This is a genomic window from Ruegeria sp. HKCCD7296 (assembly GCF_013110775.1).
Lineage (GTDB): Bacteria > Pseudomonadota > Alphaproteobacteria > Rhodobacterales > Rhodobacteraceae > Ruegeria.
Genome location: NZ_WVRF01000030.1, coordinates 1 through 11835, shown reverse-complemented (window position 1 = coordinate 11835; position 11835 = coordinate 1). Strand labels below are relative to the sequence as shown.

The 11835-nt window shown below is 53.0% G+C and carries 13 protein-coding genes; 7 read left to right on the top strand and 6 right to left on the bottom strand.

Annotated elements, in window-relative coordinates:
- The 6 genes from GS632_RS21770 to GS632_RS21745 form a co-directional block, all read right to left on the bottom strand.
- The coding region (locus tag GS632_RS21770; protein ID WP_171728258.1) for a metallophosphoesterase at window positions 1-925 on the bottom strand (925 nt) is incomplete at its 3' end.
- The gene (locus tag GS632_RS21765; RefSeq protein WP_171728257.1) at window positions 915-1988 is read right to left on the bottom strand and encodes a hypothetical protein; all 1074 of its coding nucleotides are present in this window, start codon (window positions 1986-1988) and stop codon (window positions 915-917) included. The genes GS632_RS21770 and GS632_RS21765, both read right to left, overlap by 11 nt.
- Before the next feature lie 1144 nt (window positions 1989-3132).
- Window positions 3133-3306 (bottom strand): hypothetical protein, encoded by a 174-nt coding sequence (locus tag GS632_RS21760; protein WP_171722483.1) that lies wholly within the window; start codon window positions 3304-3306, stop codon window positions 3133-3135.
- Between the two features lie 400 nt (window positions 3307-3706).
- Complete coding sequence (locus tag GS632_RS21755; RefSeq protein ID WP_170568101.1) at window positions 3707-4321, bottom strand: hypothetical protein; 615 nt, start codon at window positions 4319-4321, stop codon at window positions 3707-3709.
- Window positions 4322-4376: 55 nt separating this feature from the next.
- Window positions 4377-4739 (bottom strand): hypothetical protein, encoded by a 363-nt coding sequence (locus GS632_RS21750; RefSeq protein ID WP_058282224.1) that lies wholly within the window; start codon window positions 4737-4739, stop codon window positions 4377-4379.
- A 300-nt stretch (window positions 4740-5039) separates the two neighbouring features.
- Entirely contained in the window at window positions 5040-5339 is a 300-nt protein-coding gene (locus GS632_RS21745; RefSeq protein ID WP_170337109.1) for a hypothetical protein, read from the bottom strand.
- A gap of 572 nt (window positions 5340-5911) precedes the next feature.
- On the opposite strand from GS632_RS21745, the gene GS632_RS21740 reads away from it, so the two are divergent.
- The 7 genes from GS632_RS21740 (at window position 5912) to GS632_RS21710 (ending at window position 10876) form a co-directional block, all read left to right on the top strand.
- Window positions 5912-6427, top strand: a complete 516-nt coding sequence (locus GS632_RS21740; RefSeq protein WP_171722484.1) for a DUF805 domain-containing protein — start codon at window positions 5912-5914, stop codon at window positions 6425-6427.
- A 73-nt stretch (window positions 6428-6500) separates the two neighbouring features.
- On the top strand, window positions 6501-7271 hold the full coding sequence (locus tag GS632_RS21735) for a hypothetical protein (RefSeq protein ID WP_171722485.1): 771 nt from the start codon (window positions 6501-6503) through the stop codon (window positions 7269-7271).
- Window positions 7255-7791 (top strand): hypothetical protein, encoded by a 537-nt coding sequence (locus GS632_RS21730; protein WP_171722486.1) that lies wholly within the window; start codon window positions 7255-7257, stop codon window positions 7789-7791. The genes GS632_RS21735 and GS632_RS21730 overlap by 17 nt, the downstream gene beginning before the upstream one ends.
- 646 nt (window positions 7792-8437) lie before the next feature.
- Window positions 8438-9607, top strand: a complete 1170-nt coding sequence (locus GS632_RS21725) for a hypothetical protein (RefSeq protein WP_171722487.1) — start codon at window positions 8438-8440, stop codon at window positions 9605-9607.
- A 115-nt stretch (window positions 9608-9722) separates the two neighbouring features.
- Complete coding sequence (locus GS632_RS21720; RefSeq protein WP_171722488.1) at window positions 9723-10016, top strand: type II toxin-antitoxin system RelE/ParE family toxin; 294 nt, start codon at window positions 9723-9725, stop codon at window positions 10014-10016.
- A 4-nt stretch (window positions 10017-10020) separates the two neighbouring features.
- Complete coding sequence (locus tag GS632_RS21715) at window positions 10021-10311, top strand: addiction module antidote protein (RefSeq protein WP_170766490.1); 291 nt, start codon at window positions 10021-10023, stop codon at window positions 10309-10311.
- 22 nt (window positions 10312-10333) lie between these two features.
- Window positions 10334-10876 (top strand): hypothetical protein, encoded by a 543-nt coding sequence (locus GS632_RS21710; protein ID WP_171722489.1) that lies wholly within the window; start codon window positions 10334-10336, stop codon window positions 10874-10876.
- Window positions 10877-11835: the final 959 nt, after the last annotated feature.

The window sequence follows — 11835 nt, the reverse complement described above, 5'->3', positions numbered from 1 at the left end:
AGCGCTTCAACACCGCATTCGGGGATCTGATCTCTTTCGGGAGCGACTTGAAGTTTACCGATCTTTCGAAATCAGGCCCTCGATATACCGCAATCCCAATCTCTCCGTTCGGCTGGAACTTAACATGAGTGAAACTGTGAGGTGATCTGGCGTTATCGCCAATAAGCCGCCGCGGGCCACCACCCAAACAAGCTTGAGAGACGTAAGCTACACCGTCTTTCCAACCGGGATAGAAGGCATGATGGTGGCCTGACAGATGCAGAACGACACCGCTTTCCAGATAAATTTTTTCAAGTGTTGGGTCACCGATGATTTCGCGTTCGCGCTGGATCGCGAAGGGCCAAAGTGGGAGGTGACTGAATGTGACAATCGGGTCTCCGTCTGCACCCAGTTCCTTTAGCCGGTCCTGCTGGTCGCCGGATAGCGGCCCTAGGGTTGTTGCATCCAAAGACGCAAATGTTACACCCTGCATCTCAAATGCGTAGAAGAACGGGTAGTCATCCGAAATCAGGAAATCGACGTCTGGCTTTCTCGGTGTCCATTGCTCTGCATATATTTTTCTTTCACGCTCGAACCCTCGGTAAGCAGAGGCATCGTGGTTCCCAGGCGTGACCGCAAATGGAATTCCGGCGGCCTCTAAAGGATCTGATACGGCTTCGTGAAAGGCATTCCACATCTCCCTGACTTGTTTGTCTGACAAGTTGGGAATGCGCTGTCCCGCGACCATATCGCCCGTCGAAATCACCAAATCGGGATCAATCTCGATTATCCGTTCAATCGCCGTATCGACCCGAGGCGCATACTTTACCGAACCGTAACTGCCGTTCAGGTCCGATATGACGATGACGTCCAATGCCGCCGCTTTGCAGGCGATTAGAGCGGTCCAAATGAACGCCGCAAAAAGCGTAGAAAGCCTACGGGTCATTACAATCCACTGTCTCTACCTCGGTGTTGTTTCTCAAAAAGAATGCGACAGGATCCAAGTCGAACATCAAATCACCATTAGAACAATTGTCCTGGAGAATGGACGTTGCCAACTCGGTGTTTTTTACAACCTGTGCAATCTGCCTATCTGACAACCCAAGGCTTCGCGACAACCAGCCGTAGACGGGACCTTGAGATTGAAGATCATTATTCAAAGCGACCAAGCGCCGGTACGTGCTTGGAGAGAAGTGCCGCATTTTCTCCAGCATTTGAGTAGATTTCGCGAAGTTGGCGTATTCGACACGCCCACCAGCATCGTTGTCGTTTAGATTGCTGCGACGGATCAATAATGCGTCGTCGGGAACGTCTCCATCGTTTGGCTCATGGTGCTTGGCTTTCTTATGCTTCAGCTTTCCGTCTTCGACCCAATACCAATAGGGTGTGAAGTCTATGTTTCCTACGCGGTCCTGCTGGCTAAAGATGAAATCGAGGAGTACAATCTCGGTAAGTTCTTGCATCCAAAATGCCATCTGTTGGTCACTGACATCGGGACCGAGATCCTTGTTGATCATCCGGTCTTTTCGGCCTTCTTTCACGCCCTCTGCAATGGCCTCTAGCAAGGGTTTTGAAGATCGCAAAGCCAAGAAAGCGGGGGTTTCCTGAAAATCGCGGTTCTGACCTTTCCCCCAACCAGATTTGCGGGTGCCGTTGATTTCCGAGCCGTATCGATGCCCGGGACTGTCAAGCAGTACACCGTAAATTTGCGTTCGATCCGAGGTGAACAGATCATCGGTGGGTTGGTATGAATTTGGGTCGGAATCCGCAGCTGCGAAGACCCGCCAGCCTTCATGGTTCATGCGCCCGCCATGAGAGCCACCAGAAATCGCAAGGCCAGGTTCGGCAACCTCGGAAAAATGCGCCTGGGCGTCCATGCTGCGCCAAACAGCGACTGGAACTTTTACAGTCGTGTCGAAATATCTGGAGAAATGATAGTAAAGCAGCGACGAGGTGGAAAAGGTTCCGCTGGTGCCCTTTTGGTTCATGGTGGATTTGAATTTGGCCACCCTGTCCTTGGCCAGATCTTTCGCCGCCTTCCCCTCTTTGCAAGCGTTTCTCTCGAACTCAGAACGGTTCCCCGCGTAGGGCCCTTCCGAAATATCGTAGACGGCCATTCCTGGGCTGGTGCTCCAGGTTTTTGGGCAAATAGCGATACCGGGTGCATAGAAATCGATCTCGCAATAGGCTGTTTCTTCCTCAAGATCGCTTTTCTTATACTCGCCCGTAGGAGTTTTTTCGATCCGAATACAGCGTTCAGTAACGCCGTTGGGACTCTCAAATGTCGTGGCTTCACCAAGAACATCGTCGTTCGCCCACAAGACGGTGGGTGCAATGAAAGCAAGTGACCCCAGAAGATTGAACTTCATTTGGATAGTCCTTCTGATATCATTTGGGACAAATCGCTGCCTGTTGTTCGGCGGAGATCTTCAAATTGGGGTCAACACTGAAGTTGGCGAATTTTGAGTCAATCCACTGGTCACACCCGCCTGAACACGGGGCCCCGTTTCGGGCATCATTCCAATATTCCTTGGCCCTGCCTTCCGTCCAACCGCAAAACTGAACGAGTGCCATTGCCGACAATGCCCCCGAAGAATGAACGCCCCACATGCAGTGCACCAGGACAGGGCCCTTTCCTGGGTTTTCAATCACCTCGTGTATGGACGCCATGACAGCATCGGGTCGGGAGGATCTGGCACTTTGATAGTCAAAGGATCCGCTTCCACAACTGGTGCGACCGTATTCAGTGTTTTTGCCAAAGTCCGCATAAAACCCGGTTGAAAACCCTTCACTGCACAGAGTTTTGCGTTGACCGTTACTTAGGCCCGTTCGGTCCTTGTCACCGCCTTTGAAACCGGATCGATACAAGACTCCGCTTAAGACTGGTCGAAAGAAAGCGACGCCATCAACACCTCCGTCGCCACCCTTTGAAAGCATTTGACTGTTGCTTGGGCCACCGTTTCGACTGGTTACGTCAGAATTCGCCGCGGTTGCCAGAACACCAATGAATATGAGGGACGTCAAAAACCGCATGCCAGCTCCTTTCTATTCTTAAACCTTTGATGCTCAAACTATTGCGACCTAATAGTCTCTCGGAAAGGCTGGTTCACGACAACCATATCAAGTGGGCAGTTAGCTTTCCGCTGTGAAACTTTAGATGGGCCACACCAGATTGATGATAACGACGACTACGAAGTAGGCTAGAACAACTTTCCAGTTCCATTGGTGCTTGTTGTCTTCGTTGATCACGCCAGCCGATTTTAATGCCAGGTTTGTGATTACTAGAGCGGCAATGATGACCACTGCATGTGCCAGGTCGAATTGCAAGTTTGAGCTCCTTCTTTCAGATTTGGGATTGATGGAATTTTGTCAGCAGTCACTTGATGGCAGCATAGCTACATCTGAGTACCTTCCCTCGGATGTCGTGATCCGAGCACATGCACCAGTATCCTTGTTAAACCAGTACGAGGTCAGACCTTCGCTTCGGATGAGTTCAAATCCGAGACTTTGGATGCCCATTTCAGCTTGGCCCGCTCTTGCCCCTTCAAATGACGAAAGATCGCTAGCGCTGCCTACAGTTGGTGCACTTGCATCCACCGATCCGTCACTCTCGTCGCATGCTGCAAGCGCAGCAGTACACGCCGTGCCGATCACCAATAGGACCTTGGGTTTCATCTGTTTTTCCTTCGCTTTTTGGACTTGCGTTCCAGGGTTTCTGATTGATCACCTATTCAATTCCGAAAATTACGTTGTAGCCGACGGAAGAGTTGCTGCGATTGATGACCTCCACAACATGATCACCAGATTGCCAAAGCTGTCCTCGATACTCCTTGTCCGCCGACATCAATCCCAACAGTTCAGAACCATCGGGGTTGCGAATAACGTAGTCCAAGGAGCCATTTCGCGGAGCAACGCGAACGTAGAGGAACTGTTCGTTTTTGGCACCCAGAACGTATTGCTGCGACGCTCCGGGCGCGAGTTCACCAACAAGTTCTGCGCCAGTGGAACCAGAATCAAATTTGACACGTTGGCTACCAGTAGACCCGGCGGCGCCTGCCATGGCTCCACCGCCATCATCCATCGCTTCGACAACCGACATCTCGCCGATGCTTCCATCCTTGTACGCGATGCAGCGCCAAAGTGTTCCACCTGCATCTCGCAGCATGACGAGCGTGCCCGCTTCTGAGAACTCTGAGCTTTCAATCGTACCGGACTGACCGTCTGGTCCACCAACCTGCCGCAAATGGTCGATACACGCGTCGTCGGCTTCTGACATTGCAAAGGCAGCTGCGCCCGCGATTGCGAACATGGGTGTGAGGAGTTTGAATAAAACGAGTTTCATCAGATGGTTCCCTGTTGGCTTGTCCTTAGAGATTTGTTCCTTACAAAGCGGAACCTCACTTCGCTTCTCGTAACTTTGACAGAAATTCATCGCATGCCTGTGCGCTGCCGACGATCTCGCCCGTCGTTTCAATTCCTTGCAGTGACGCCATTTCGGAATTTACGCGGTTGAGGATCTGATCCGCTTGCTCGGCGGTGATAAGGTTCTCAGCTTGTGCTCCTTTCAATGTGGTGCAGACACCGGCGGACAAGCCTGTCGCAACGCCGACACCCACCGCGGCCCCGCCACCCAAGGTCATCGCCCCAACCACGCCGAGGACGAGCCCGATCACAATTCCCAAGATTACTTTTCCCATGTTTTCCTCCCATTCGGTGAGAAAGAGTTCAGCCACCACTACTGGCGCAATCTGCGTGCCCATCTGCAAATCAGAACCAGCGCTAACAGGTTGAGCGCCGGTGCAATCGCCGCGAACCACGGCTTGGCGGGCTCCGAAACTAAGTCCGCAACAAATATCCAAGGTAGTCCCAACGGCAGTAGGAACACTCCGGACAAAGGGTCTCGTTCCTGTCCAAACCAGCCAAATGTACCCGTCAAGAACGCAACCAACGCCAACAGGTACAGGACCGCGAATACGATGGTGGTTATTCTACAAACCAAGTAGAGCCTCAGCAGATCAAGCCAGTGCTGCGCAGCCGTTATCGGCTACGCAGCAGACTGCTCACAATGCGCCTTCGTCCCCGAGAAACTCGATACCAGCTGTCGCGCCATCACTGTAAGCAATGCAATTCCAAGGAGCACGATCCTCGCCAACGCCGACTGTAACCTGTGTTCCCGCCTCGCTAAACGCGGATGAGAGCACTACGACTTGCGAATTGTTCGTCGTGTTGGCTACATCTCGCAAACACGCCTGCTGAGCCGGCGTGAGCTCGGCGGACGCGCTTGATGTACTCGTATCGTCGCAGGCTGCAAGCAATGCGAAACAAGTTGCGCCTGCAATCATCACCATCTTGTTAGACATTTTCTTCTCCCTCTGGTTCCCTTGAAATTAGTGAAATTGGATGCGCTTGTTTGAAGCTCTCGCGTCTGAGCAGCCAATTGAACATACCTTGATCCTGTGACTACCTTTCCAAAAAACTTGCCGCGGTGGGCTTGGTCGACGGGACGATATTTCGTTGACTATCGGGGCCGACATTAACGTGTGAAGGCCGAATGAAGTCACTAGCAAATGCTAGAGCAAACTCTGGAAAGAGGGCGAGTAGGTTAAGTCTAAGCATCGCGTCCTCCCAGCGTTCAATCATTGTAAAGTGCCTTCCGACCGCCAGCACTCACTCTAGCAGTCGGAAGGGCCCGACAAGTCGGGCGACAGCGACAACAACGGAGGTAAAATGAAAGTTGCGTCGAATTCGCATGTTTGAATCTAATTTTGTATAAATCAACATTTTTTCCGCGCGCAAACTTCGCTACCTTTTCATAGGATAGTTTTTTGGCGTTCAAACACAAAAGGAAGGTGGGAAAACCCAGAAGGGCAAGTCTGTTCTATTAGGTAGCGAGGAGTTCTTAGGCCGCACAGAAACTTAGAAAGGGTTGAAAATGGGGTTTGTGGAAGCAGTTAAAACGTGTTTCTCGAAATACTTCCAGTTCTCCGGTCGGGCTATACGCTCAGAATACTGGTGGTTCTTCTTGTTTGTGGTTCTCGTGAGTGCTGCCTTAGCTGTGCTGGATACGATCATATTCGGGACCAACCCCGAAACAGGCCAAGGATCTCGGGTCCTGTCCTCTGTTTTCCAGTTGGCTGTTCTCATACCTATGCTGGCCGCCGGTTGGCGAAGGCTGCATGATACAGGACGACCTGGCTGGTATTTGCTGCTGCCGATGGCGCTCAGCATTACAACGCTTTTTGTTATGTTGGGTGGGGTAGCGTTCTTTTCGGTATTGGAGCAAGGGACGGAAAACCCAGATGCATTGCGAGGACCTGCGGCAGTCCTGGGCGTGACCGGTATTATTGTTGTCTCAATACTTCAATTGGTTCTGTCCATTCTGATGATCTGGTGGCTGACACGACCTTCCCAAGAAGGCGCAAACGAATACGGCGAACCTGTTTCCTAATCTGGTTGCCCAGGTAACGGGCCGGAAGCTCTGCTGAATGACTGCACGAAACGTAACACCATGGAGAGAAAAAATGAGGTTCAAAACGATTTCCATTGGAGCGTTGATGATGGCAATGGCGACCTCAGCATCAGCGGAGTGGTCGTTCAGTTCCAGGCCTAATCCCAATGCATTTAATCAAACCGGAAACATGACGCTGGAACTTCAGTGTGACCGTATACGCTTTGCTCCGGCTGGATATGAGGACAGCCAGGACATTGTGGAGAAGCAGGGGTTTTCCATTCGATTTTTGAAGAACGGCACCACCGAAGTTGGGGCATTTCAGGTTGGCGCAGAAAACGCTGCCGTGCAGCTCGTCGACAACTATCCCGTCGAGGTCAGTTTCAATAGTCAAGAGGACTATGGTTTTGTACTGGACCAGCTTGCGGCCAATGCATCGGTTAATCTGTCCATGATTGATCAAGATGTCAGCTATGGAATCTTTGACTTGAAGGGTTCCAGCGCGGCAATTCGGTCCCTTCGTTCCGCCTGCGATTCAGGTGCTAGCCAGGGGGCCTCCTACGAACCCCCTGAAGGCATCGTCTATTGTGGTGGCGGAACGGTAGAGCGAGTCATCGAACCCGTACTTTTGGACAACCCGGAGGGAGAGTGGGACGCGCGAGTAACAGTCAACGGTGAGTCAATCAGAGCCATGACGGCCTACAGTTACTTCGGAAACTCTGAGCCGCCGGCCGGATTTGTCGTTGCCCTGCTTGGGGAAGAAAGGTCCGAGTTTTTGATTTTTAGCGAAGGCGCGGCAAACTGGCTGGAGTACGGGGACTATAGGTATGATCAATGTAACTGACGCCACCCTCCAACCGGCTTCCCAAATAGTGCGCCTGTTGAAAGGGTTGGTTTCCGGGATTACGCTGGTTTCGAGTCTAGTATGGACCTCACCAGCTGTCGCGGCTGATGTATCACAACTTCCGCCCGGTTTGCAGGCGAAGGTTGATCTGGCGGCACAGGCCTGCGCGGAGTTCAACGACGGTCAGTTTGACTTAGACTGGGGTGCGGTTGAGAGGGTCGATCTCGACGGAGATCTACGACGCGACTGGGTTCCGAATGAGTCTGGTTTCGCGTGTTCAAGTGCCGCATCTCTTTATTGCGGAACTGGCGGATGCATGTCGCACTTCTTGATTGAAGAGGAAGTTCACTCCTTGCTCAATCGAGGCTGGACGGTCGTCGAATTCGGGCGTCAACGCATTGTCCTTGCAGATGTCCACGGAACTAATTGTGACGGAATAAACCCGACGCCTTGCGCAACAGCCAGTGTTTGGGATGCGGAAGCAAAGACGTGGCGCTCGTCTGCTGGTGATTGGGAGTAAACTGTAATTGGGCACCGCAGATAAGCCTGAGAGCCTGTATGTTCGGGTTCCTCAGTGGCATGCAAACCTGTTGGCAAACTTCCAAGCTTTTCTTTTATGAAATCAATGTCAGAAACGCAGCGTTATGAGCGTACCCACATCCGGTCTCGGAAATTGCAACGTCTTGTTACGAAGGTCCGCTTTGGGCTGCGACCCGCCAACCATGCAAACCGCAGAGAACGGCAATATTTTGCCCAAACTAGCCGTTTTCTGCATTGCGATGAACGTCCGCTTTCGAGACGCGGTTTTGTCTTCGAACTGCGCCGATTAAAGCGGGCGCGATGCAAGCAGCAGATAGTAGTGCAATGACAGAAAAGCCAAACTGTTCGTAAACGATATTGAACACCGAAGTGCCAGCAAACATCGCCGCATAGGTAAGCAGCGTTTCAGCATTAAATTTGCGCCTCCGCGTCTACTGCGCGGAATGATTAGTAGCGGGCACCTAGTCAGATCCAAAAGGAGATGACACATGTCAGATTATCACATGAAGAAGTTAAAAGAGTTGGGGAAGTGATACGCGCGAGCGACTACGGTTGCCCACAACGAAGCTCTGAACGCTATCGCAGTAGAGCTCGGTTTTGCTCACTGGAAAGCACTGACTGATGCCGTGAAGGCTAAATGGCAGCCGACCGAAGACGATCTCAAGCAAGCTGAAGCGTTTGTATGCGATGCTGGTGCCAAGAAAAACGGTGATGCTACCAATAACGATGCTCAATTCTCTTTCGAACTGGCATTCGAAGAAGGGGAACTTTGCGGTCACTGGTATGGGTTCTCGGGTAGTGAAGGCATGCACCGTTTGGACATGGTGAGCCGGGACTTCACCGAAGAACAGGCCGAGCGGTATGACGAACTGTCCGAACTCTATGAGGCTGAGGCTCTGGACGCGGAGGGCGAAAAGGAATTAACCGCGCTCGAGGACTTTGCCACGCCGTTCTATTCCGACGATCAGCGCAAGCTGTCCGGCGTGTTTGTCTATGTCGGCAACACTGGCGACATCAAAACATCATCCGCCTATGTCGCGGCAGAACATGTGCAGGCGGCCATTGAGGCCGGTATTCTGGCCCCGGTCAAAGAGCCCGAGGCCGTAGAGACACCAAAACCGGCCTATTCGCAGAAGTTCATCGACGACATGGTGGCGATCCGGTTGGCGGCGGTTCAAACGGCTTTGCTGGACAAGCCGGATTATGTGCTGAGCCTGTTTGCCTTCTCCACCACCCCGGCTTCCGGTCTGACCAGCAATCTGTTTGGGTTTGGCTATGGTGGCGCTGAACGGAACACGCCTGAGATTGACGACCAGTTCATCCTCGACCCACGTCTTGGCGGGGAGCGGGATGCGGCGGCAGAGGCAGCCTATGACCAATTCCACGAGATGGCCGCACAAGGCTGCGTCGAGGCGTTCAAAGCGTTTCGCGAACTGGGCAAAAAGACCCGCAATGGTGAGATCACGAGTTTTCTGGCCCGGCGGTTCCTGACCCAGCGCCCGGAGTTCATGGGCGAAATCGAAGCTGAGATTGGTGCTGACATGCGCGCAATCTGGACCCCGTCGGCTGAGAATTGCTTTAAGCGCCTGAAGGGCTGGCAGCTGGATGATCTCTACAAAGACCTGCTGGACCTGCATGTCGACAGTGACATGTTCAAGGCTTTTGCGAAATCCAAGAAAGGTGCGAAGAACGAGGCGCTACACAAGCTGTTCAATGATCCAGAGCAACAGATGGCACTGGGAGTGACCGAGGCGCAGAAAGTCCGGATTGATGCTTGGGTGCCGGATTGCTTCTGAACCCAACAGGGCAGGGCGCATAGCGCCCTACCTTTCAGCTGCGTTGTTCTCTGTTAATTCAATGCTTTACGTAACTTTCACTTGAAAGGGTGTAGCTTGTAGGCTACATATAGGTATGATAGAAATTCGCAAGACTGCCCTGTTCGATAAATGGCTCAAGGGCTTGAAGGACCAAAGAGCGAAAGCCAGGATTTTGGTTCGCATCACGCGGTTGAGCCTGGGCAATCCCGGTGACGTGAAGCCGGTTGGTGAAGGTGTGAGTGAACTGCGTATCTCCGAAGGTCAGGGGTATCGGGTTTACTACGTATCGCGCGGTGATGTTTTGATCATTTTGCTCTGCGGAGGAGACAAGTCATCCCAGCAAGCGGACATCAAAACCGCCAAAGCGATGGCAAAAGAGTTGGAGTAAAAACATGGGTGTCAAAACAACGAAGTTTGAAGCGGCTGACTATCTGGACAGCCCTGAAGCAATTCAAGCCTATCTTGAAGCGGCTTTTGAAACCAGTGACACGGCCCTGATCGCATCAGCTCTTGGCGATGTTGCTAAGGCCAAAGGTATGTCGAGCGTAGCCGACAAATCCGGCCTGTCTCGGGAAAGCCTCTATCGCGCACTTAGCGAAAACGGCAATCCGGAATTTGGCACCATCCTCAAAGTGCTGAGTGCGGTGGGTGTGACGCTCACCCCGAAAATGCACGTGAGTTAACCGTTTTAGAAGGCAATCCGCCATGTCTACCGATGCAGCTCCTTCAACAGCCGAAAAGACCATTCGCCGCGTTTGGAATTCCGCGCAGATGTTTGTCGGGTTCCATACGGATCAGAAGGGCAAGCCGCGCACGCAGCCAAGGCTCTGGCCGCCCAAGAACGGCAGCGCGTCGATCCATCACGACCCGACCGCGCAGGAAGCGATTGTTGTTGTCAAAGCCGCTGATGCAGAGGCCGCGCAGGATGTTCAGATCAAGCTGCACCCAAACCGCATTGTTGTGCGCCGGGACGCGGATATGTGGTGGCAAGGCGTGGCTGTGGACGAACATTCCGTTACGGTTCGGATGGCCGACAACACGATCATCGAAATCCACCATGACGGGTCGGTGAAACGCCGCTCGGTAGAAGATGAAACCCATGTTGAGGCGGATGGCAGCATCTTCAAGTTCACCGAGTTTGCTGAGGCGCATATGACAGGGGACGGGGTGGAGATCACCCGGCGCACCGAGGACCGGATTGCCACGATCACGGCCGACGGTGTTGTCGATCGCGCGCGCAAGCGCTAGCTTGTGTTCAATACCTCGAGACTTTCCTTCGGTTAAACTTGTGGCCCGCTTCGGTGGGCTTCTTTCTTGGAGCGGCATTCCGCGGCCTCTGCCCATTCACTGGTTCTGCGGTTCGGATCGCATGAGATAGGTCACGCGCCTCGTCATCTCCGTCGTAACGAAATCCACCCCGCCAAATTGTGTCCGTCTGTTAACCTGATCTCCGCAAGCGCGGACCAGGGCCGGACCGTCCGGTCTTTGGCCTCCGCCAACTGAAAAGGGCGACTTGCACCGCCAATGATCCTTCATTCTTTGCCACGAAGGTCATACCGCTTCGGAAAGGCCACTACTACTCGGTAGTAGGCATGCGCTTGTGATGGACCGAGGAGATGTTGCCACCATGTAAGGCAACGCTTTGTTCAGGTGTTTCGCGCGGAGCGATCCCAGAAAGCCTTGCCTTTTCACTTGGCCTGACAGCAGGGGAGGCGACACTCCGCGATGCGGCGGGCCTCAGCATTGCCACATCCGCCGCGCAAGCGGCGGGAAACTGAGCGCGCTGAGGCGCGCGGAAAATGCCATACTGAACTTGAATGTGCCGGTATGTGACAGGCGCTGTTCGGGCAGCCCACGCTTCGCGTGATTGCCCTGCGCCGGTCCACCGGCACCCACGCCTGCTGGCTGGAAAAGGGTTGGGACCCTTTTCCCGGCGTGGAGGTTGCCTCCAAGAGCAAAATTGTTCCGAGGGCGATTTGAGAAAGTACGGATTTCTAAAATCACCCCCGGTTTCCTCTTGGAGAGTATGATAGGATACGCAACCTTAAAGCAATTCCAGGTTCCGCACAGAGATTCTGTTGGAAACCCGCGAACGGCCGATTTTCCTGACGGCTTCCGTGTTGCGAACAAAGCCGTACTTCGCTGCATCGCTGTGATGATGTTCTGAGGTAGCATCCTCCGCTTTCAAAAGATGACAATGCTTGAAC

What these genes read in the sequence shown, in the direction of transcription:
- GS632_RS21745 (WP_170337109.1), bottom strand. Translation starts at nt 5,339, where the DNA reads ATGTCTAACAAGATGGTGATGATTGCAGGCGCAACTTGTTTCGCATTG.
- GS632_RS21730 (WP_171722486.1), top strand. Translation starts at nt 7,255, where the DNA reads ATGATCAATGTAACTGACGCCACCCTCCAACCGGCTTCCCAAATAGTG.
- GS632_RS21715 (WP_170766490.1), top strand. Translation starts at nt 10,021, where the DNA reads ATGGGTGTCAAAACAACGAAGTTTGAAGCGGCTGACTATCTGGACAGC.
- GS632_RS21710 (WP_171722489.1), top strand. Translation starts at nt 10,334, where the DNA reads ATGTCTACCGATGCAGCTCCTTCAACAGCCGAAAAGACCATTCGCCGC.
- GS632_RS21735 (WP_171722485.1), top strand. Translation starts at nt 6,501, where the DNA reads ATGAGGTTCAAAACGATTTCCATTGGAGCGTTGATGATGGCAATGGCG.
- GS632_RS21720 (WP_171722488.1), top strand. Translation starts at nt 9,723, where the DNA reads ATGATAGAAATTCGCAAGACTGCCCTGTTCGATAAATGGCTCAAGGGC.
- GS632_RS21755 (WP_170568101.1), bottom strand. Translation starts at nt 4,321, where the DNA reads ATGAAACTCGTTTTATTCAAACTCCTCACACCCATGTTCGCAATCGCG.
- GS632_RS21750 (WP_058282224.1), bottom strand. Translation starts at nt 4,739, where the DNA reads ATGGGCACGCAGATTGCGCCAGTAGTGGTGGCTGAACTCTTTCTCACC.
- GS632_RS21740 (WP_171722484.1), top strand. Translation starts at nt 5,912, where the DNA reads ATGGGGTTTGTGGAAGCAGTTAAAACGTGTTTCTCGAAATACTTCCAG.